At 56.2% G+C, this 20,421-nt stretch carries 17 protein-coding genes and 4 tRNA genes; 15 read left to right on the plus strand and 6 right to left on the minus strand.

The window, feature by feature from the left end:
* The first annotated feature begins 55 nt into the window (after positions 1-55).
* From wecB to AC0TNG_RS01845, 13 genes are all read left to right on the plus strand, one after another.
* Positions 56-1,186 (plus strand): non-hydrolyzing UDP-N-acetylglucosamine 2-epimerase, encoded by a 1,131-nt coding sequence (gene wecB / locus AC0TNG_RS01785; protein ID WP_024907964.1) that lies wholly within the window; start codon positions 56-58, stop codon positions 1,184-1,186.
* A complete protein-coding gene (gene wecC, locus AC0TNG_RS01790) occupies positions 1,183-2,445 on the plus strand; it encodes a UDP-N-acetyl-D-mannosamine dehydrogenase (RefSeq protein ID WP_024907965.1) in 1,263 nt (420 codons plus the stop codon). The genes wecB and wecC overlap by 4 nt, the downstream gene beginning before the upstream one ends.
* Positions 2,442-3,119: a dTDP-4-amino-4,6-dideoxy-D-galactose acyltransferase gene (gene rffC, locus AC0TNG_RS01795; protein WP_024907966.1), complete on the plus strand. Its 678-nt coding sequence runs from the start codon at positions 2,442-2,444 to the stop codon at positions 3,117-3,119. The genes wecC and rffC overlap by 4 nt, the downstream gene beginning before the upstream one ends.
* A gap of 4 nt (positions 3,120-3,123) precedes the next feature.
* On the plus strand, positions 3,124-4,254 hold the full coding sequence (gene rffA, locus AC0TNG_RS01800) for a dTDP-4-amino-4,6-dideoxygalactose transaminase (RefSeq protein ID WP_024907967.1): 1,131 nt from the start codon (positions 3,124-3,126) through the stop codon (positions 4,252-4,254).
* Position 4,255: 1 nt separating this feature from the next.
* On the plus strand, positions 4,256-5,506 hold the full coding sequence (wzxE, locus tag AC0TNG_RS01805; RefSeq protein WP_024907968.1) for a lipid III flippase WzxE: 1,251 nt from the start codon (positions 4,256-4,258) through the stop codon (positions 5,504-5,506).
* Positions 5,503-6,582, plus strand: a complete 1,080-nt coding sequence (locus tag AC0TNG_RS01810; RefSeq protein ID WP_473712420.1) for a TDP-N-acetylfucosamine:lipid II N-acetylfucosaminyltransferase — start codon at positions 5,503-5,505, stop codon at positions 6,580-6,582. Before wzxE ends, AC0TNG_RS01810 begins: the two co-directional genes overlap by 4 nt.
* Positions 6,579-7,931: an ECA oligosaccharide polymerase gene (gene wzyE, locus AC0TNG_RS01815; protein ID WP_463727444.1), complete on the plus strand. Its 1,353-nt coding sequence runs from the start codon at positions 6,579-6,581 to the stop codon at positions 7,929-7,931. The genes AC0TNG_RS01810 and wzyE overlap by 4 nt, the downstream gene beginning before the upstream one ends.
* Before the next feature lie 12 nt (positions 7,932-7,943).
* Positions 7,944-8,684, plus strand: coding sequence for a lipopolysaccharide N-acetylmannosaminouronosyltransferase (gene wecG, locus AC0TNG_RS01820; RefSeq protein ID WP_061716311.1), 741 nt, complete (start codon positions 7,944-7,946; stop codon positions 8,682-8,684).
* A gap of 197 nt (positions 8,685-8,881) precedes the next feature.
* Entirely contained in the window at positions 8,882-10,267 is a 1,386-nt protein-coding gene (gene thrP / locus AC0TNG_RS01825; protein ID WP_024907972.1) for a bifunctional threonine/serine APC transporter ThrP, read from the plus strand.
* 102 nt (positions 10,268-10,369) lie between these two features.
* Positions 10,370-10,446 (plus strand) — tRNA-Arg (locus AC0TNG_RS01830).
* A gap of 64 nt (positions 10,447-10,510) precedes the next feature.
* A tRNA-His gene (locus AC0TNG_RS01835) sits at positions 10,511-10,586 on the plus strand.
* 22 nt (positions 10,587-10,608) lie between these two features.
* Positions 10,609-10,694: transfer RNA gene (locus AC0TNG_RS01840), tRNA-Leu, on the plus strand.
* A gap of 46 nt (positions 10,695-10,740) precedes the next feature.
* Positions 10,741-10,817, plus strand: a tRNA-Pro gene (locus AC0TNG_RS01845).
* Positions 10,818-11,324: 507 nt separating this feature from the next.
* Here the strand turns inward: AC0TNG_RS01845 and AC0TNG_RS01850 are convergent.
* The 5 genes from AC0TNG_RS01850 to hemC form a co-directional block, all read right to left on the minus strand.
* Positions 11,325-12,536, minus strand: a complete 1,212-nt coding sequence (locus AC0TNG_RS01850; RefSeq protein WP_473712421.1) for an MFS transporter — start codon at positions 12,534-12,536, stop codon at positions 11,325-11,327.
* A gap of 171 nt (positions 12,537-12,707) precedes the next feature.
* Positions 12,708-13,907: a protoheme IX biogenesis protein HemY gene (hemY, locus tag AC0TNG_RS01855; protein WP_024907974.1), complete on the minus strand. Its 1,200-nt coding sequence runs from the start codon at positions 13,905-13,907 to the stop codon at positions 12,708-12,710.
* Between the two features lie 2 nt (positions 13,908-13,909).
* On the minus strand, positions 13,910-15,106 hold the full coding sequence (gene hemX, locus AC0TNG_RS01860) for a uroporphyrinogen-III C-methyltransferase (RefSeq protein WP_473712422.1): 1,197 nt from the start codon (positions 15,104-15,106) through the stop codon (positions 13,910-13,912).
* 20 nt (positions 15,107-15,126) lie between these two features.
* Positions 15,127-15,867 (minus strand): uroporphyrinogen-III synthase, encoded by a 741-nt coding sequence (gene hemD / locus AC0TNG_RS01865; RefSeq protein ID WP_048989627.1) that lies wholly within the window; start codon positions 15,865-15,867, stop codon positions 15,127-15,129.
* Positions 15,864-16,805, minus strand: a complete 942-nt coding sequence (gene hemC, locus AC0TNG_RS01870) for a hydroxymethylbilane synthase (protein ID WP_473712423.1) — start codon at positions 16,803-16,805, stop codon at positions 15,864-15,866. Before hemC ends, hemD begins: the two co-directional genes overlap by 4 nt.
* 349 nt (positions 16,806-17,154) lie before the next feature.
* Here hemC and cyaA point away from each other — a divergent pair, with 349 nt between their 5' ends.
* Complete coding sequence (gene cyaA / locus AC0TNG_RS01875; protein WP_023309629.1) at positions 17,155-19,698, plus strand: class I adenylate cyclase; 2,544 nt, start codon at positions 17,155-17,157, stop codon at positions 19,696-19,698.
* A gap of 42 nt (positions 19,699-19,740) precedes the next feature.
* Here the strand turns inward: cyaA and cyaY are convergent, their stop codons facing one another.
* Positions 19,741-20,061 carry an iron donor protein CyaY gene (gene cyaY, locus AC0TNG_RS01880; RefSeq protein WP_048989629.1) on the minus strand — a complete coding sequence of 107 codons (321 nt, stop codon included), beginning with the start codon at positions 20,059-20,061 and terminating at the stop codon, positions 19,741-19,743.
* 135 nt (positions 20,062-20,196) lie between these two features.
* On the opposite strand from cyaY, the gene lptM reads away from it, so the two are divergent.
* Complete coding sequence (gene lptM / locus AC0TNG_RS01885; RefSeq protein ID WP_024907980.1) at positions 20,197-20,400, plus strand: LPS translocon maturation chaperone LptM; 204 nt, start codon at positions 20,197-20,199, stop codon at positions 20,398-20,400.
* Positions 20,401-20,421 lie beyond the last annotated feature (21 nt).

Here is a 20,421-nt window from a genome sequence, read left to right on the forward strand (position 1 = left end):
AACGCCGTCTACGATGAAGGCTGCGGCCTTCATCGCCTAATCGAAGAGAATCGATGTGAAAGTACTAACCGTATTTGGCACCAGGCCGGAGGCCATTAAGATGGCACCTCTGGTTCATGCGCTGGCCTGCGATCCTGATATTGAAGCGAAAGTGTGCGTCACGGCCCAGCACCGGGAGATGCTCGATCAGGTTTTAACCCTCTTCTCCATCGTCCCGGATTACGACCTCAATATTATGAAACCGGGGCAAGGGTTAACGGAGATAACCTGTCGCATTCTGCAAGAACTTAAGCCGATCCTGGAGTCATTTAAGCCTGACGTGGTGCTGGTACACGGTGATACCACCACTACCGTGGCGACAAGCCTGGCCGCGTTCTACCAGCGAATTCCCGTGGGACATGTTGAGGCGGGGCTGCGTACCGGCAATCTTTATTCACCGTGGCCGGAAGAGGCCAACCGCACGTTAACGGGCCATCTGGCGATGTACCACTTTGCGCCAACGGAAAACTCTCGTCAAAACCTGCTGCGTGAAAATATCGCCGATAATAAAATCTTTGTGACCGGCAATACGGTCATTGACGCGTTAATTTGGGTACGTGACCGCGTCCTGGCAAATAGCGATCTTCAGAAAGAGCTCGCAGCCCGCTATCCGTTCCTCCACAACGGCAAAAAAACCATTCTGGTCACTGGTCATCGACGCGAAAGCTTTGGCCGGGGTTTTGAGCAAATCTGCCATGCGCTGGCTGAAATCGCCGCGCAGAACGACGATGTGCAAATTGTCTATCCAGTACACCTTAACCCTAACGTCAGCGAGCCGGTCAATCGTATTCTGGGCCACGTCGAAAACGTTCTGCTGATCGAACCGCAGGACTACATGCCGTTTGTCTGGCTGATGAACCATGCCTGGCTGATCCTCACCGATTCCGGCGGAATTCAGGAAGAAGCGCCATCCCTCGGCAAACCGGTTCTGGTGATGCGTGAAACGACCGAACGTCCGGAAGCCGTTAAAGCCGGTACGGTGCGTCTGGTCGGCACCAACGCACAGCTGATCGTCGAAGAGGTCACGCGCCTGCTGCACGACGATGAAGCGTATCAGGCAATGAGCCGGGCCCATAATCCGTATGGCGACGGGCAGGCTTGTGGTCGTATTTTGCATGCACTTAAACACAATCGGGTATCGCTATGAGTTTTACTACCATCTCTGTCATTGGTCTTGGCTACATTGGCTTGCCCACCGCGGCGGCGTTTGCCTCTCGTCAAAAACAGGTTGTCGGTGTGGATATCAACGCACGCGCGGTGGAAACCATTAACCGTGGCGAAATTCATATTGTCGAGCCCGAACTTGACCGCGTGGTGAAAGAGGCTGTGGACGGAGGCTTCCTGCGTGCCAGCACGACCCCAGTGGAAGCAGATGCCTACCTGATTGCCGTTCCAACACCCTTTAAAGGTGACCACGAGCCCGACATGGCTTTTGTCGAGGCGGCGGCAAAATCCATCGCACCTGTGCTGAAGAAAGGGGCACTGGTGATCCTGGAATCGACCTCTCCGGTTGGTGCTACCGAGCAGATGGCACAGTGGCTGGCCGACGCGCGCCCTGATTTAAGCTTCCCGCAGCAGGTGGGGGAGCAGGCGGATATCAACATCGCCTACTGTCCGGAGCGCGTGCTGCCGGGCCAGGTCATGGTCGAACTGATTAAAAACGACCGCGTCATTGGCGGTATGACGCCCGTCTGTTCCGAACGCGCCAGCGCGCTGTACAAGATTTTCCTTGAAGGTGAATGTGTGGTGACCAACTCCCGCACCGCCGAGATGTGCAAGCTGACGGAAAACAGCTTCCGCGACGTCAATATCGCTTTTGCGAACGAACTGTCGCTGATCTGCGCCGATCAGGGGATTAACGTCTGGGAGCTGATTAGCCTGGCGAATCGCCATCCGCGCGTCAACATTCTCCAGCCAGGCCCGGGAGTAGGCGGACACTGTATCGCCGTCGATCCGTGGTTTATCGTGGCGCAGAATCCGGCGCAGGCGCGCCTGATTCGCACCGCGCGCGAAGTGAACGACAGCAAGCCTCACTGGGTGCTCAATCAGGTTAAAGCGACGGTAGCGGATTGTCTGGCAGAGAGCGGCAAGCGCGCCAGTGAGCTGAAAATTGCCTGCTTTGGTCTGGCATTTAAACCCAATATTGACGATCTGCGTGAAAGCCCGGCGATGGAAATTGCCGAGATGATTGCCGAATGGCACAAGGGCGAAACGCTGGTGGTTGAGCCGAATATCCATGAATTACCGGCAAAACTGGCGGGGCACTGCACGCTGACGGCGCTGGACGACGCGCTGACGGCGGCGGACGTGCTGGTGCTGCTGGTAGATCATAAAGAGTTTAAAGCGACGTCCGGCGATGCCGTTCGTCAGCAGTATATTGTGGATACCAAAGGTGTCTGGCGTTGAAAAGCCTGAATGGGGTACTCGAGTCCCTGCAGTGGGAGAGTGCTTTTTTCGGCCTGCCGTCGGCCATCGTGCGTCTGCGCGATGACGCGCCGGTACTGGCTGAATCGGATTTTATCGCCTGGCAACGAGTGCAGGCGAAGATCCCGTCGGAGCGCGTCGATCTGCTTGACGCGCTCCAGCAGCACGGCTTTCAGCTGGTTGAAGGTGAGGTCGATCTTTCCATTACCCTCACCCGGCACGATGCGTCCGGCGCGGAAATTGCAACGGAACAGGATATCCCCGTGCTGCGTCGGATGGCGGCCCGGGCGTTTGCGCAGAGCCGCTTTCGTGCGCCCTGGTATGCACCTGACGATAGCGGGCGTTTCTATGCCCAGTGGATAGAGAATGCCGTCAAAGGCACCTTTGACCACGTCTGCCTGGTTTTCCGTGCAGGGGACGGTCAAATCCAGGGGTTCGTCTCGCTGCGTAAGCTCAACGAGCGCGAGGCGCGTATCGGCTTATTAGCCGGGCGCGGCATGGGTGAGAAACTCATGCAGGCGGCGCTGCACTGGGCGCAGCAGCAACAGCTTGTGACGCTGCGGGTTGCGACCCAACTGGGCAACACCGCCGCGCTTAAACGTTATATTGCGAGTGGTGCCAACATCGACGCCACCGCCTACTGGTTATACAGGTGACAAGATGATTCCATTTAACGCACCACCCGTCGTCGGAACTGAACTCGACTATATGCAGTCTGCCATGGGCAGCGGCAAACTCTGCGGTGACGGTGGTTTTACCCGTCGCTGTCAGCAGTGGATGGAACAGCGTTTTCGCAGCGCCAAAGTGCTGCTGACCCCGTCCTGTACGGCATCGCTGGAAATGGCGGCGCTGCTGCTGGATATCCAGCCCGGCGATGAAGTGATCATGCCGAGCTATACCTTCGTTTCCACCGCGAACGCGTTTGTTCTGCGCGGGGCGAAAATCGTCTTTGTGGATATCCGACCGGATACCATGAACATTGATGAGACGCTGATTGAAGCGGCGATCACCGATAAAACACGCGCGATCGTGCCGGTTCACTACGCGGGCGTGGCCTGTGAAATGGACACCATCATGGCCATCGCCAAAAAACATGATCTGTTTGTGGTGGAAGATGCCGCGCAGGGCGTGATGTCTACCTACAAGGGACGCGCGCTGGGTACCATCGGCCACATCGGCTGCTTTAGCTTCCACGAAACCAAAAACTACACGGCAGGCGGAGAAGGTGGCGCGACGCTGATTAACGACCGGGCGCTCGTGGAGCGTGCGGAAGTGATCCGCGAAAAAGGCACCAACCGCAGCCAGTTCTTCCGCGGGCAGGTGGACAAATACACCTGGCGCGATATTGGTTCAAGCTATCTGATGGCGGATCTGCAGGCGGCGTACCTGTGGGCGCAGCTGGAAGCGGCGGAACGTATCAACCTGCAGCGTCTCTCCCTGTGGCAAACCTATTACGATGCCCTTGAGCCTCTGGCCAAAGCCGGGCGTATTGAGCTGCCAACCATTCCGGCTGATTGCGTCCACAACGCGCACATGTTCTACATCAAGCTGCGCGATAACGACGACCGCAGCCAGCTCATTGCCTGGCTAAAAGAGGCCGAAATAATGGCGGTATTCCACTATATCCCGCTGCACTCCAGCCCGGCGGGCGAAACGTTTGGGGTGTTCGCGGGTGAAGACCGTTACACCACCAAAGAAAGTGAGCGTTTGCTTCGTCTGCCACTGTTCTACAACCTCGCGCCAGTTAACCAGCGTACGGTGATTAATACCCTTCTGAGTTATTTCGGCTGATATGTCTCTGGCAAAAGCATCGGTGTGGACCGCCGCGTCCACGCTTGTAAAAATTGGCGCCGGGCTGCTGGTCGTCAAGCTGCTGGCCGTCTCATTTGGCCCCTCTGGTGTGGGACTAGCGGGTAATTTCCGCCAGCTAGTCACCGTCCTTGGGGTGCTGGCCGGTGCCGGTATTTTTAACGGCGTGACCAAATACGTTGCGCAGTACCATGATGATGCGGCTCAGCTTCGCAGAGTCGTGGGCACCTCTTCGGCGATGGTGACGGGTTTTTCGACCCTGATGGCGATTATCTTTCTGCTGGCGGCGGCCCCTATCAGCCAGGGCTTGTTCGGGCACACCCACTATCAGGGGCTGGTGCGTCTGGTGGCGTTGGTTCAGATGGGCATTGCCTGGGCTAACCTGCTGCTGGCGCTGATGAAAGGGTTTCGTGATGCTGCCGGGAACGCGCTTGCCTTAATCCTGGGCAGCGTCATCGGCGTGATTGCCTACTATTTCTGCTATCGCCTGGGAGGCTATGAAGGCGCGCTGCTTGGGCTGGCACTGGTCCCGGCTCTGGTTGTTGTGCCTGCGGCGCTTATGCTGATGCGTCGGGGCGTCATCCCGCTGAGCTACCTGAAACCGCAATGGGATAAAGTGCTTGCCAGTCAGCTGGGTAAATTTACCCTGATGGCGCTCATCACCTCCGTCACGCTGCCGGTGGCCTACGTGATGATGCGAAACCTGCTGGCGGCGCATTATAGCTGGGATGAAGTGGGGATCTGGCAGGGCGTAAGCAGCATTTCCGACGCCTACCTCCAGTTTATTACGGCTTCCTTTAGCGTTTATTTGCTGCCAACATTATCGCGTCTGACGTCCAGGCAGGATATTACCCGTGAGATTTTCCGATCGCTGCGCTTCGTGTTGCCGGCGGTTGCAGCTGCCAGCTTTACCGTCTGGTTATTGCGTGATGTCGCCATCTGGCTGCTGTTCTCGGCGAAGTTCACCGCCATGCGCGATCTGTTTGCCTGGCAGCTGGTGGGCGATGTGCTGAAAGTGGGTGCTTACGTTTTCGGCTATCTGGTGATTGCAAAAGCGTCCCTGCGGCTGTATATCCTGGCGGAAATTAGCCAGTTTGCGTTACTGACAGCATTTTCACACTGGCTGATACCCGCGCACGGTGCGCTGGGGGCGGCTCAGGCCTACATGGCAACCTATATCGTTTATTTCGCCGCCTGTTGCGGCGTATTTTTATTGTGGCGTAAACGCGCATGACTGCACTGATTCACATCCTGGGATCGGATATCCCACACCATAACCAGACCGTTTTGCGGTTCTTCAACGACGAGCTGGCATCGGGTAATCCCGATGCGCGTGAGTTTATGGTTGCAGGTCAGGATAAGGGCCTGAGCGCAGCATTTCCGGCGCTCGCTATTCGCTTCTGGCCGGATAAGGCCTCGCTGGCGAAGGCGGTTGTTGCCAGAGCCAAAGCGGATCGTAAGCAACGTTTCTTTTTCCACGGGCAGTTTAATACCGGCCTGTGGCTGGCGCTTCTCAGCGGAGGGATTAAACCCTCCCAGTGCAGCTGGCATATCTGGGGAGCCGATCTCTACGAAGTCTCCCGCGGCTGGAAATTCCGTCTTTTCTATCCCTTACGCCGCATGGCGCAGGGGCGCGTAGGCTGCGTGTTTGCCACCCGTGGCGATCTCAACTATTTTGCTAAACAGCACCCGAGCGTGCGCGGAGAACTCCTCTATTTCCCCACCCGCATGGATCCGGCGCTGAACGCCCTGGCGAATGACACGGTGCGTGAAGGCAAGCTAACGATCCTGGTGGGGAATTCCGGCGATCGCAGTAACGAACACACCGCGGCGCTCAGGGCGGTGCATCAGCAGTTTGGCGACACGGTGAACGTGGTGGTGCCGATGGGCTATCCCGCCAACAACGACGCCTATATTGATGAGGTTCGGCAACAGGGACTTGCGCTGTTTAGCGCAGAAAATCTGCACATCCTTAGCGATAAGCTGGAATTTGATGAATATCTTGCGCTGCTGAGAAAATGCGATCTTGGCTATTTCATCTTTGCCCGACAGCAGGGAATCGGCACGCTGTGTCTGCTGATTCAGGCGGGGGTACCGTGCGTGCTCAACCGCGACAACCCGTTCTGGCAGGACATGGCCGAGCAGCATATTCCGGTGCTGTTTACCTCAGACACGCTGAATGTCGAGGTGGTACGTGAAGCTCAGCGCCAGCTCACGCTGGTGGATAAAAATAGCATCGATTTTTTCAGCCCGAATTACCTCACGCCGTGGCACCGAGCGCTGCGTATCGCGTCAGGAGACAAAGCATGAGTCAGTTGCAATTCAGCGGCTTACTGGTTGTCTGGCTTCTGAGCACCCTGTTTATCGCCACGCTTACCTGGTTTGAATTTCGCCGGGTACGCTTCAACTTTAACGTCTTCTTCTCGTTACTGTTTCTGCTGACCTTCTTTTTCGGCTTCCCGCTCACCAGCATTCTGGTCTTCCGTTTTGACGTGAGCGTCGCGCCGCCGGAAATCCTGCTCCAGGCGCTTCTGGCGGCGACCTGTTTCTATGCGGTCTACTACGTTACCTATAAAACGCGTCTGCGTTCAGCGCAGGCTACAGCCCCGCGTCGGGCGCTTTTTACCATGAATCGGGTGGAGACCCACCTGACGTGGGTGATGCTGATGACCATCGCCCTGGTCAGCGTCGGTATCTTCTTCATGCATAACGGCTTCCTGCTGTTTAAGCTCCACTCCTACAGCCAGATTTTTTCGGCCGAAGTCTCGGGCGTGGCGCTTAAGCGTTTCTTCTACTTCTTCATTCCGGCGATGCTGGTGATCTTTTTCCTGCGTCAGGACAGCAAAGCGTGGCTGTTCTTCCTGGTCAGCACCGTCGCGTTTGGCATCCTGACCTACATGATTGTGGGCGGTACGCGCGCGAACATTATTATCGCCTTCGCCATTTTCCTGTTTATCGGCATCATTCGCGGCTGGATCTCGCTGTGGATGCTGGTTGCGGCAGGGGTGTTTGGCATAGTGGGGATGTTCTGGCTCGCGCTGAAGCGCTACGGGATGAACGTGGCGGGAGATGAGGCGTTTTACACGTTCCTCTACCTGACGCGCGATACGTTCTCGCCGTGGGAAAACCTGGCATTGCTGCTGCAAAACTACGACAAGATTGATTTCCAGGGGCTGGCGCCAATTGTTCGCGACTTCTACGTCTTTATCCCTTCCTGGCTTTGGCCGGACCGGCCTGGTGTGGTGCTCAATACCGCGAACTATTTTACCTGGGAAGTGCTGAACAACCATTCCGGTCTGGCAATCTCGCCAACGCTGATTGGTTCCCTGGTGGTGATGGGCGGGGCGTGGTTCATTCTGCCCGGGGCGGTTGCCGTGGGGCTGATTATCAAGTGGTTTGACTGGCTTTACGTGCGGGGCAACGAAGAGTCCAACCGCTATAAAGCCGCCATTTTGCACAGTTTCTGCTTTGGTGCCATTTTCAATATGATCGTGCTGGCGCGCGAAGGGTTGGATTCATTCGTGTCGCGCGTGGTGTTCTTCATGGTCGTTTTCGGCGTCTGCCTGTTACTGGCCAAACTGCTGTACTGGCTGTTTGACAGCGCAGGGCTTGTGCACAAGCGCGAGCGGCAGGGCAGCACAACGCTGTCGCAAGTCTGAGTAAGGATAGTAATGACTGATAAAATTTCTGCACCGCGCTATGCGCTACGTGGCCTGCAGCTTATTGGCTGGCGCGACATGCAGCACGCGCTGGACTTTCTGTTTGCCGACGGCCAGATGAAATCCGGTACGCTGGTGGCTATCAACGCGGAAAAAATGCTGGCGGTTGAGGATAACGCGGAAGTCAAAAGCCTGATTGAAGCGGCTGAATTTAAATACGCTGATGGGATCAGCGTGGTCCGCTCTATCCGTAAAAAGTATCCTGACGCTAATGTTTCCCGCGTGGCGGGGGCCGATCTCTGGGAGCAGCTTATGGCCCGCGCAGGTGCGCAGGGCACGCCCGTGTTCCTGATTGGCGGTAAGCCGGAGATACTGGCCCAGACGGAGGAGAAACTGCGTCGTCAATGGAATGTTAATATCGTCGGCAGCCAGGATGGTTACTTCAAACCGGAAGATCGGCAGGCGCTGTTTGAGCGGGTTCGTGACAGCGGGGCGAAAATTGTCACCGTGGCGATGGGTTCCCCGCGCCAGGAGATCCTGATGCGTGACTGCCGTCTGGTCTGTCCGGATGCCCTCTACATGGGCGTTGGCGGTACGTACGACGTCTTTACCGGCCACGTTAAGCGTGCGCCCAGGGTCTGGCAAAATCTGGGGCTGGAGTGGCTGTACCGCCTGCTATCGCAACCGACGCGCATTAAACGACAGATCCGTCTGCTTCGCTACCTCGCCTGGCATTACACCGGGAAAATGTAATCAAAATGTAGCGCGATATGCTATTCGCGCTGCAACTCGCCTGCAAAACTGCTGACAATCTGTGCAATGCATTCATTTTTTTAATGCATCGTTTGCCATTTGGCCGATTTTAAGAAACCATTCGCTCCGTATTTTAGTACCCCTAAAAAACAATACCCGGTCTTAAGCCGGGAAACAGCAAACACAATCGAGGATCTATGGCAGAGAAAAAACCGGAGCTACAGCGTGGGCTGGAAGCTCGTCATATTGAACTGATAGCGCTGGGCGGCACTATCGGCGTGGGCCTGTTTATGGGCTCCGCAAGTACGCTCAAATGGGCAGGCCCTTCCGTATTACTGGCGTATATTATCGCCGGGCTGTTTGTTTTCTTCATTATGCGTTCCATGGGCGAAATGCTCTTCCTGGAGCCGGTAACCGGCTCGTTCGCCGTTTACGCGCATCGTTATATGAGCCCGTTCTTTGGCTACCTGACGGCCTGGTCATACTGGTTTATGTGGATGGCGGTGGGCATCTCAGAGATCACCGCGATAGGGGTCTACGTCCAGTTCTGGTTCCCGGACATGGTCCAGTGGATACCCGCGCTCATTGCCGTGGGGCTGGTGGCGCTGGCAAACCTGGCCGCCGTGCGCCTTTACGGTGAAATTGAGTTCTGGTTCGCAATGATCAAAGTCACCACGATTATCGTGATGATCGTCGTCGGCCTGGGCGTTATTTTCTTCGGCTTTGGCAACGGTGGACACGCTATCGGCTTTGGCAACCTGACCGAAAACGGCGGCTTCTTCGCTGGCGGCTGGAAGGGCTTCCTGACGGCGCTGTGTATCGTTGTGGCCTCGTATCAGGGCGTGGAGCTGATCGGCATTACCGCCGGTGAAGCGAAAAACCCGCAGGTCACACTGCGTAGCGCGGTAGGCAAAGTGCTGTGGCGCATCCTGATTTTCTATGTGGGTGCAATCTTCGTTATCGTAACCATCTTCCCGTGGAACGAAATTGGCACGACCGGCAGCCCGTTTGTTTTAACCTTCGCCAAAATTGGTATCACGGCGGCGGCGGGTATCATCAACTTTGTGGTCCTGACGGCAGCGTTGTCAGGCTGTAACAGTGGGATGTACAGCTGCGGACGTATGCTCTATGCGCTCTCGAAGAACAACCAGCTGCCTGCGGCGATGAGTAAAGTCTCACGTGCCGGAGTGCCGGTGGCGGGGGTGGCGGTCTCCATTGCGATCCTGCTGATTGGCTCTTGCCTGAATTACATCATTCCTAACCCGCAGCGGGTGTTCGTTTACGTCTACAGCGCCAGCGTACTGCCGGGCATGGTGCCGTGGTTTGTTATCCTCATCAGCCAGCTGCGCTTCCGTCATGCGCACAAAAAGGCGATTGAAAGCCATCCGTTCCGCTCAATTCTGTTCCCGTATGCGAACTATTTGACGATGGCGTTCCTGATTTGCGTATTAATCGGGATGTACTTTAATGAAGATACCCGCATGTCGCTGTTTGTCGGGGTGATCTTCCTGGCGGCTGTGACGGCCGCATATAAGCTTTTTGGCCTTGGTCGCCGTGCCACCACGCAGAAAGTGGAGGAATAAGCGGCAAAATGTGCAAACCATAACCAAACGCGCATTTTTTTCAAAAAAGCACTAGACAGCGGGGACGGAGGTACGTAATATCCAGCCCCGCAACGGCGCTAAGCGCCCGTAGCTCAGCTGGATAGAGCGCTGCCCTCCGGAGGCAGAGGTCTCAGGTTCGAATCCTGTCGGGCGCACCATTAACCCGGTGCTGGAGCTGCGGTGGTCTGAGAAGTAGTCAGTACCGCGTGAAAGAATACAGTGGTGGCTATAGCTCAGTTGGTAGAGCCCTGGATTGTGATTCCAGTTGTCGTGGGTTCGAATCCCATTAGCCACCCCATTATTTGAAAGAGTTGTGAATTGCGAAGGTGGCGGAATTGGTAGACGCGCTAGCTTCAGGTGTTAGTGTCCTTTGGATGTGGGGGTTCGAGTCCCCCCCCTCGCACCACGACTTTTTAAATGAATTGAACTAAAAATTCAAAAAAGCAGTACATCGGCGAGTAGCGCAGCTTGGTAGCGCAACTGGTTTGGGACCAGTGGGTCGGAGGTTCGAATCCTCTCTCGCCGACCAATTTTGAACCCCGCTTCGGCGGGGTTTTTTGTTTTCTGCAATTCTTCATCCCTGTCGTCATTCCCCCACAACGTCCTTTTTCATTGTCGCAATCCAGCGACATATAACTCATTGAAAGTTAGGTAAATAACTGTTTATGGGTTTTGCTGTCTCCTCCTGGCGACATCTTCCCGCCTTTTCCCGATACGTTGTAGTGCTTAAGACGTTACTTAACAGCATAATTTCCTTTTATCTTAAAATGTTGCGTCATGTAAAAGTTCTGGGTGTCATGTTGGCACGTTACGTGCAATAATATGCGTGTAGATGCTCATTCCATCTCTTATGTTCGCCTTAGTGCCTCATAAACTCAGGAATGACGCAGAGCCATTTACGGTGCTTATCGTCCACTGACAGATGTCGCTTCGGCCTCATCAGACACCATGGACATAACGTTGAGTGAAGCACCAAATATGTTGTCTTACAGACCTGTTTTAACGCCTGCTTTTATAGCAGGCGTTTTTTTATGCCTTATTCCCGATACCTGCGCATGATCAGGGCGACCAACAGCAGGGCAACTGACGAGACCGTATAGAGCGCCAGCACTGAGCCAAGCCCAACAGCCACCATCGCTGCAATACCGGTGAAAAGAGAGGCGCTGAGCGTTTGCCAGCGCCAGGCTTTCCCACTGACTGAAGCGGTTTGCGTGAGATGAAAACTACTGAGTACGCCAAACGTGCCCGCTGCGAAGAGAATATTCGAGGCCAGATGCGCGATAAAGATCATGCTCAGCGCACATGCCGTCCACCCGGACAAAAACGGCAGCACACCATAACCGGTCAGAAAGATACCGAGACAAACGATGATGCGCGGCGTGTGCGCGGCAAAGCGCGTCAGGCTCTCTTTTTTTATCAGCATGGGGCCGCAAAGTTGTCCCATGCTCCTTGCGAAAAGCAGCGGCAGAGCAAGCCCCGCCGCATCCTGAGGATGGATTTGCTGTGCCAGCGCCGGAAGCAGCGCCATGGCCGGTGAGCCGACGGCCGCCAGCGACGGCAGGATGAGCAGGCTGCGTTTCTGCCGAACGGTCAACGTCCGCCATCGTAATGCCGCAGGGGCTTCCTCTTCCTCGGGGGGCGTGAGTGATGGCGCAGAAAACCGGCGTCCAGCCAGCCATAGCATGAGCAGTGACCCGAGAAAGCTGGCGGCATCAATGGCCAGCAGGGTAAACACGGAAGTCTTCTGGAACAGCACCACGCCCAGGCCGGTCCCTAACAATACCTGCGAGGCAAAAATCACATTTTCCAGACAGGTCGCAGCAGGCAGCTCTGCTTCACTGAGGCCGCGCTTGAAGAGCAACGTCAGCGCGGGCCAGCTCATCCCGCTGAGCAGCGCCTCGGTGGATTGTACGGCGAGTAATGCGGCAACGCTGTGATAACCCACACCAAGCAGGGGAAAGAGCAGGGCGAGCAGGCCCAGCCCTTCGGTCAGTATCAGCAGGGATATTGGAGAACAGCGTGAGCACAGCTTTTCGCCGATCGTACTGCCGATAAATCCCGGTACCGTAGCGAAAAGAAAAGCAAGGGTTAGCAGAGCAGGCGAGGCCGACCACGCTAACAGCAAGCCGAAGACCACAACCTGGGTTAAGCCATTCCCCAACGAAGAAAAGATAAAAGCACAGGCAAGCAGGCGCAGCCAGCGGTGGCCGCGCAGCGCTTCAATAAGCGTATATAAAAGCGAGTTCATGACGATTTCCTTTCAAAAACGATTTAATCCACGCTGCAGAATGTGCGCGTGTGTGAAAAAAAGTTAATGAAAAGACATCGTTACATTGGCGGGTTCGTTTGCGGATGCGGGTGTAAGAATGTAGCAGGAGAAAGGCGATAAAAAAAGGAGGCCATCTGGCCTCCTGATTAATTACTGCTGCGTACCGTTATTTTGCAGCGTCAACAGCAACCCATCACGGCGCATGGCGGCCGCTTCTTCCGGCTTATGCTGCTTGTCCAGCGTATCGGCAAGCCATGCGTAGTCAAACGCGTCCGGACGCTGCTTGAGCGCTGCACGGAAGGCGAGGCTTGCCTCCTGCCATTCGCCGTGCTTCATCAACGACTGGCCGAGCGTGCTCCACAGCAGTGGACGATCGCCAACAGTTTTAATCTGCTGACGCAGCACTTTTTCGATTTGCTCAGGATTGTTGGTTTTCAGGCGCGGGATCACCATCACCAGACGATCGTCGTACTGGCGCTTCAGACCGTCGAGGAGGATCTCCTGAGCCGTGTCATGGTCGTCACATTCAATAAGATGTTCTGCCATGGCAACCTGCAGAGGAACCTGCTGGCGCGTTTTCCGGCTCTGATTCTTCCACCACGTTTTCAGACCGTCGCTGCCCAGGTCAGCGCGCGCCTGATCCATCAGGCCTATCCACGCCAGACGCTGAAGCTCGTCACGATGTTCATCGTCGCCCACCTCGGCCTTCGCCATCGATGGAATGATGTCCAGCAGTGAGCCCCAGGCGCCGGTACGGATGTAGGCCTGCTCGGCAAGGCGCAGCACTTCCGGATGACGTGGTGCGACTTCCAGCAGGCGGTCGATGCCGTGGCGAGCCGCGTGATTCTCATTACGTGCCAGCTGCAGACGAACGCGCGTGATTTCCACCGGAATCGGGTCGCCGTGAGCCAGCTCAGCCGCCCGTTCCAGGTGCTGATTGGCGCGTGCTTCATCACCGCGCTGCTGCGCTGCTTCGGCCGCCAGCAGATAGTTCACCACCGGCTGTTCGGCGTGGTCGGCGTTTTTCGACATCAGCTTTTCAACCTGCTGATAATCACCCTCTGCGAGCTTAAGCAGCGCCTGCTCGGTCTGTTTACGGGCGCGGCGGCGCTTACGGCCAACGAACCAGCCGCGCGTATGGGCACCGGTACGGAAAATACGGCGCAGGATCCACTCGATCGCAAACAGCACCACCACGCCGAGGATCAGAATGATCGCCAAACCCGTTACGCTGGTTTCAATGTTGTAGTTATCGGTCTGGATCAGGACGTAACCCTGATGCCCCGCAAGCATAGGCCCGAGGACGATCCCGGCGATCAGCAGGATGAAGAGTAAGAGGACTTTTAGCATCATTACTCTCCTTGCGGTGCGCTTTCAGGCGCAGGAGCCGGAGCAGGTGCTGCTCCGCTCGTCTGCTCTGCCGGTACGCCCGGCTGTGCCAGCAGATTACGCACGCGCGTTTGCATCAGCTTCTCGAGAATCGGCTGGCTGGCCAGCTTATCCGGCACGTTCATGGTGATGTTCTGCTGGCTCAGCTTATCAATGTCTTCGAGGAAGGCGGTGGTCGTCGCATCATCGGTGTTGTAGTAGGCGCGGACCCACGTTGAGACGTTATCCAGCGCCTGCTTGTAGGTCTCTTCCTGATGACGCGGTACGGCCTGCGCCGCCACCAGCAGACGGGAACGAATGTTCTCGCGCAGATAGATGTCCTGGTTCGGTGCCAGCAGCGGCACGGCGGTTTCGTCGCGACGGCGGATAGTGATAAAGCTGTCCATAAAGTTCTGCCAGCTTTTCTGCAGGTTTATGCGCCATTCGCTCAGCGAGCTGGAAAGTTCGGTACCGTCGGAATCCATCGGGGAGTCGTCGTCGTTGTTATCCGCCAGCTGCAGGTTATCAATCTGATTCGAAAGCTGATTCACCTTGAGGATAATGCCGTCGTAGTCCACCTGTGTGACGGCGGAGAGGCTGGCGATGTCTTCGGTGATCGCGCGACGGGCGGTGATAAGGCTTGGATCGTTCATGTCTGCCAGGCTCGCATCGGCGCTTTTCAGCAGCGCCGCGGCAGTGGTGACGTCCTGATCGCTCCAGAGCTTACGTCCGGCGAGCTTCACCAGGAAGTCGGCCTGCGAGAGCAGCCAGGTTTTGGCATCGGTGCCGGAAATCGTGGCGACTTTCTGCTGTACGTCGCCCAGCTGTTTGGTCAGCTCTTCCTGTTTGCTGTTCGCTTCGGCAAGCGCGGCGGCCTGCTGCTTAATCACCGCTTCCAGCTCGGTTTTCTGCGTCTCCTGCGCTTTTTGCAGGGCGGTGAGCTGATTCACCAGCGCATCGCTGGTGGACGTTTGATTAGCACCCTGTTGCTTCACCAGACCGTACAGGCCAACCCCCGCTGCCAGCGCAATGGCGATGGCAATCGCGCTCAGCGTGAGGCTCGTTTTATTGCTGCCGTTTTTCTTCTCAGCGGTTTTCTCTGTCGTCTCTGGCTGTGGCGTCGTCTCCACAGTCTCCCTGGTCTCTTCAACCACGGCGGAGGATTTGTCGTGTTCCGTCATTATGGCTTCCCATTTGAGAGTTATTGTAATGCGCGCAGCAGCGCATCGTTGTCGGCGTTATCAGCGATCCGAATATCCTGCCAGCCCAGTTCCCGGGCCTGGTTCGCCAGACGCTCACTGACGACCAGAAGCCGACAGCGGAGTAACCAGTTTTCGCGATACCAAAGCGGTATCAGCGACCAAAGCTGTTGTAACATTTCACCGCTGGTGACCACCAGCGTATTAATGCCGCGCGCGTGCCAGCGCATCGCCTCTTCCGCGCCATCGTAGTGTTTTGCACAGCGCTGATAGCACTCAATGAACGTCACGTCTGCACCACGTTCACGCAGCGTTTCGCCCAGCAGTTCGCGGCCACCATTACCGCGCAAAATGAGCGCACGCTTTCCGGCAACAGTTTGTAATTCAGGTAATTGTAGCAAGACTTCACTGATTTCCCGATCTAACGGGTAACGAACGTCCGCGCTGCTTACGGTATGCAGCGCCAGGGCCGTTGTGCGGCCAATCGCGAAATAGCGGGGGGCGGTTGGCCAGGTCAAACCCTGCTGTTGCAGCTGCGCGTGGGCAAATTCCACGGCATGTTGCGACAGCGCAAACAGCAGGTCGCCGTCCTGAAGGGTATTCATCTGGTCGGCGAGCGCAGAGAGCTCGCGACCGGGGGAGAATTCAATGAGCGGAAAACTCCAGGCCACCTGCCCCAGTGCGCGCAGACGGCTCACTAACTGCTCTCCTGCGGGAGAAGGGCGGGTGACGAGAATACTCATGCAGGGGGTTCTCCATTGTAAACGTCAGCCAAAATCTCGCGGGCGCCGTTATCCAGTAGCTCTTCGGCCAGCGAAACGCCAAGCTGCTCGGCATCTTGCGCTTTACCGCGACGTTCGCCGCGCACCATCTGCGAACCGTCAGGGGCGCCCACCAGCGCGCGCAGCCACAGTTCGCCATTCGTCAATTCAGCATAGCTGCCAATTGGAACCTGGCACCCCCCTTCGAGGCGGGTATTCATCGCACGCTCGGCTTTTACGCGGGTAGCGGTATCGTCATGGTTCAGCGGTGCGAGCAGTTCGCGGGTACGCGCATCGTCCAGACGGCACTCGATTCCGACGGCACCCTGGCCCACGGCCGGCAGCGACAGCTCTGGCGGCAACGCCACGCGAATGCGCGACTCCAGCCCCAGACGCTTCAGGCCGGCAACGGCGAGGATAATGGCATCGTAATCGCCGTTATCCAGCTTGCCCAGACGCGTGCCGACGTTACCGCGCAGCGAGCGAATGATCAGATCGGGACGACGTTTCGCCAGCTGACACTGACGGCGTAAACTGGACGTGCCAACCACGCTACCTTCTGGCAGCGCGTCGAGGGAGTCATAGTGGTTAGAGACAAACGCATCGCGCGGATCTTCGCGCTCGCAGATAGTCACCAGCCCCAGCCCTTCCGGGAACTCGACGGGTACGTCTTTCATCGAATGTACGGCGATATCGGCGCGGTTCTCAAGCAATGCCAGTTCCAGTTCTTTGACAAACAGGCCTTTGCCGCCCACTTTCGCCAGGGGCGTATCGAGGATCACGTCACCGCGCGTGACCATCGGTACCAGCTCGACGCGCAATCCACTGTGGCAGGCCTCAAGGCGCTGCTTCACATAATGTGCCTGCCAGAGCGCGAGAGGGCTTTGGCGTGTGGCAATTCTCAAAACATTGTCTAACATGCTTGTTACCGTCATTATCAATCGCTAACCATCCTAACATTGTTGACTCTGGGATGGCAGTTTTACGGTTGATGAAGCGTGAGAGGGACAAGGCGGCGTATTCGCCAGCCATAGCCGTATTCAGGAATTTACACGTACAGAACGGTGCTACACTTGTATGTAGTGCATCTTTCTTTACGGTCAACCGGCAAGGTGTTAAATTGATCACGTTTTAGACCATTTTTTCGTCGGTACCACCAAAAATGATAAGGGCGAAAAAGGGTAACGGTTATCTTTTTGAAATACTGCGGGTCCGCTGTTACTCGTGTTTTGAATAGCTGCGACACCCGGAAACATCAGGCGATACGTCTTGTACCTCTATATTGAGACTCTGAAACAGAGACTGGATGCCATAAATCAACTGCGTGTGGATCGCGCGCTTGCTGCTATGGGCCCTGCTTTCCAGCAGGTATACAGTCTGCTGCCGACATTATTGCACTATCACCACCCGCTGATGCCTGGCTACCTTGATGGTAACGTTCCCCAGGGCATTTGCCTTTTCACGCCTGATGAAACCCAACAGCATTATTTGAACGAGCTGGAACTCTACCGCGGCATGCCGCCACAGGAGTCCCCGAAAGGTGAACTGCCGATTACCGGCGTTTACTCAATGGGGAGCACCTCATCGGTAGGGCAAAGCTGTTCTTCGGACCTGGATATCTGGGTCTGCCATCAGTCCTGGCTCGATAACGACGAGCGTCAGCTGCTGCAGCGTAAATGCAGCCTGCTGGAGAGCTGGGCGGCATCGCTCGGTGTGGAAGTGAGCTTCTTCCTGATTGATGAAAACCGTTTCCGCCATAACGAAAGCGGCAGTCTGGGTGGTGAAGACTGCGGCTCGACTCAGCACATCTTATTGCTGGATGAATTTTACCGTACTGCTGTGCGCCTGGCCGGGAAGCGTATTCTGTGGAATATGGTCCCGTGCGAAGAAGAAGAGCATTACGATGATTACGTCATGTCGCTTTACGCGCAGGGCGTACTGACGCCAAACGAATGGCTGGATCTCGGCGGCCTGAGTTCCCTGTCAGCAGAAGAGTATTTCGGCGCAAGCCTCTGGCAGCTCTATAAGAGTATCGACTCACCGTACAAAGCGGTGCTGAAAACGCTGCTGCTTGAAGCCTATTCCTGGGAATACCCTACGCCGCGCCTGCTGGCGAAAGATATCAAGCAGCGTCTGCACGACGGGGAAATCGTCTCCTTCGGGCTGGACGCCTACTGCATGATGCTGGAGCGCGTGACCGAATACCTGAAAGCCATTGATGACACCACGCGTCTTGACCTGGTGCGTCGATGTTTCTATCTCAAAGTCTGTGAGAAACTGAGCCGCGAGCGCGCCTGCGTGGGCTGGCGTCGTGAAGTGGTCAGTCAGTTAGTGAAAGAGTGGGGATGGGACGAAGCGCGTCTGTCCATGCTCGACAACCGGGCCAACTGGAAAATCGATCAGGTGCGTGAAGCGCACAACGAACTGCTCGATGCGATGATGCAAAGCTACCGTAATCTGATCCGCTTTGCGCGCCGTAACAACCTCAGCGTTTCCGCCAGCCCGCAGGACATCGGGGTATTGACCCGTAAGCTGTACGCCGCGTTTGAAGCGCTGCCGGGCAAAGTCACCCTGGTTAACCCGCAAATTTCGCCTGACCTGTCAGAACCGAACCTGACCTTTATCTATGTACCGCCGGGCCGCGCGAACCGCACCGGGTGGTATCTGTACAACCGTGCGCCAAGCATGGATTCAATCATCAGCCATCAGCCGCTGGAATATAACCGCTATCTGAACAAGCTGGTGGCCTGGGCCTGGTTTAACGGCCTGCTGACCTCGCGTACGCGCCTGTTTATCAAAGGCAACGAGGTGGTCGATCTCGCTAAACTGCAGGAGATGGTCGCGGATGTGTCGCACCACTTCCCGCTGCGTCTGCCTGCCCCAACGCCGAAAGCACTCTACAGCCCGTGCGAGATTCGCCATCTGGCGATCATCGTCAACCTGGAATATGACCCGACGGCGGCCTTCCGCAATCAGGTGGTCCATTTTGACTTCCGCAAGCTGGACGTCTTTAGCTTTGGCGAGCAGCAAAACTGCCTGGTCGGCAGCGTGGACCTGCTCTATCGCAACTCGTGGAACGAAGTGCGTACTCTGCACTTCAACGGCGAGCAGGCGATGATCGAGGCGCTGAAAACCATCCTCGGCAAGATGCACCAGGATGCCGCGCCGCCGGACAGCGTGGAAGTGTTCTGCTACAGCCAGCACCTGCGTGGGTTGATTCGTACCCGCGTGCAGCAGCTGGTTTCTGAGTGTATCGAACTGCGTCTCTCCAGTACCCGTCAGGAAACCGGGCGCTTTAAAGCGCTGCGCGTCTCCGGTCAGACCTGGGGTCTGTTCTTCGAGCGCCTGAACGTGTCGGTACAGAAGCTGGAAAACGCCATCGAATTCTACGGCGCGATTTCGCATAACAAGCTGCACGGTCTGTCGGTGCAGGTGGAAACCAACCACGTTAAGCTGCCGCAGGTGGTGGACGGCTTTGCCAGCGAAGGGATTATTCAGTTCTTCTTTGAAGAGTCGGGCGACGATGCCGGGTTCAACATCTACATTCTGGATGAGACCAACCGCGCCGAGGTGTATCACCATTGTGAAGGCAGTAAAGAGGAGCTGGTGCGCGACGTCAGCCGCTTCTACTCCTCTTCGCATGACCGTTTCACCTACGGCTCAAGCTTTATCAACTTTAACCTGCCGCAGTTCTACCAGATTGTGAACGTAGACGGTCGTACGCAGGTGATCCCGTTCCGTACCCAGGCCGTAACGCCTGCCGCGCCTGCCAATCAGGACACCGCGCCGCTGTTGCAGCAGTATTTCTCCTGAGTCTTTTCGCCGGGTAAGCGTTAGCGCCACCCGGCACAGAAACTACCTGAAACTCACTGCCTCACCCGCCTGCGCGGTCGCCGCCTGTTCCAGCAGATCCCAGAACGTTACACCGCTACGGTCGCAAACCCATTCCCCGTCTTTCAGATCGAAATGATAGCCGCCCTGTTTCGCGGCCAGCCAGACCTGGTGAAGCGGCTCCTGGCGGTTAATAATAATTTTGCTGCCATTTTCGAAGCTCAGGGTCAGAATACCGCCGTTAATTTCACAATCGATATCGCTGTCGCCGTCCCAGTCGTCAATACGCTCTTCGATGGTCATCCACAGGTTGTCGGCAAGGCGATGGAATTCACTGTCGTTCATGGTTTTGTTCCTGTTTTTCGTGATGCCGGCAGTATAACCCTAAATAATTCCCGTTGCAGGAAAGCGGCAAACTCTTGCTTTTGTGTCTTCTCCTGCGATGATAGAAACAGATTTGAACTTACGGGCAACTTTATAATGAAAAACGCTTTCCGAACGCTTGCCGTTCTCATCACGCTGTTTAGCCTGACTGGCTGCGGACTGAAGGGACCACTGTACTTCCCACCTGCGGATAAAACCGCACCGCCGCCGACGAAACCGGTTAACAGCGGCATTGAGTCTACCACGCCAAATACTAACGACCGTGGCGACAACGGTGGCCCGACTCAGGTTAATCTCTGACGACAACGTTCTGTACCCGCG

Source organism: Enterobacter sp. PL_is514 (genome assembly GCF_055816715.1).

Bases quoted from the DNA above. Each gene is read 5' to 3' on its own strand.
- hemD (WP_048989627.1), bottom strand. From the start codon at position 15,867: ATGAGTATTCTCGTCACCCGCCCTTCTCCCGCAGGAGAGCAGTTAGTG.
- rffA (WP_024907967.1), top strand. From the start codon at position 3,124: ATGATTCCATTTAACGCACCACCCGTCGTCGGAACTGAACTCGACTAT.
- wzyE (WP_463727444.1), top strand. From the start codon at position 6,579: ATGAGTCAGTTGCAATTCAGCGGCTTACTGGTTGTCTGGCTTCTGAGC.
- AC0TNG_RS01810 (WP_473712420.1), top strand. From the start codon at position 5,503: ATGACTGCACTGATTCACATCCTGGGATCGGATATCCCACACCATAAC.
- AC0TNG_RS01850 (WP_473712421.1), bottom strand. From the start codon at position 12,536: ATGAACTCGCTTTTATATACGCTTATTGAAGCGCTGCGCGGCCACCGC.
- hemC (WP_473712423.1), bottom strand. From the start codon at position 16,805: ATGTTAGACAATGTTTTGAGAATTGCCACACGCCAAAGCCCTCTCGCG.
- cyaY (WP_048989629.1), bottom strand. From the start codon at position 20,061: ATGAACGACAGTGAATTCCATCGCCTTGCCGACAACCTGTGGATGACC.
- wecG (WP_061716311.1), top strand. From the start codon at position 7,944: ATGACTGATAAAATTTCTGCACCGCGCTATGCGCTACGTGGCCTGCAG.
- hemY (WP_024907974.1), bottom strand. From the start codon at position 13,907: ATGCTAAAAGTCCTCTTACTCTTCATCCTGCTGATCGCCGGGATCGTC.
- wzxE (WP_024907968.1), top strand. From the start codon at position 4,256: ATGTCTCTGGCAAAAGCATCGGTGTGGACCGCCGCGTCCACGCTTGTA.
- hemX (WP_473712422.1), bottom strand. From the start codon at position 15,106: ATGACGGAACACGACAAATCCTCCGCCGTGGTTGAAGAGACCAGGGAG.
- wecC (WP_024907965.1), top strand. From the start codon at position 1,183: ATGAGTTTTACTACCATCTCTGTCATTGGTCTTGGCTACATTGGCTTG.
- thrP (WP_024907972.1), top strand. From the start codon at position 8,882: ATGGCAGAGAAAAAACCGGAGCTACAGCGTGGGCTGGAAGCTCGTCAT.
- lptM (WP_024907980.1), top strand. From the start codon at position 20,197: ATGAAAAACGCTTTCCGAACGCTTGCCGTTCTCATCACGCTGTTTAGC.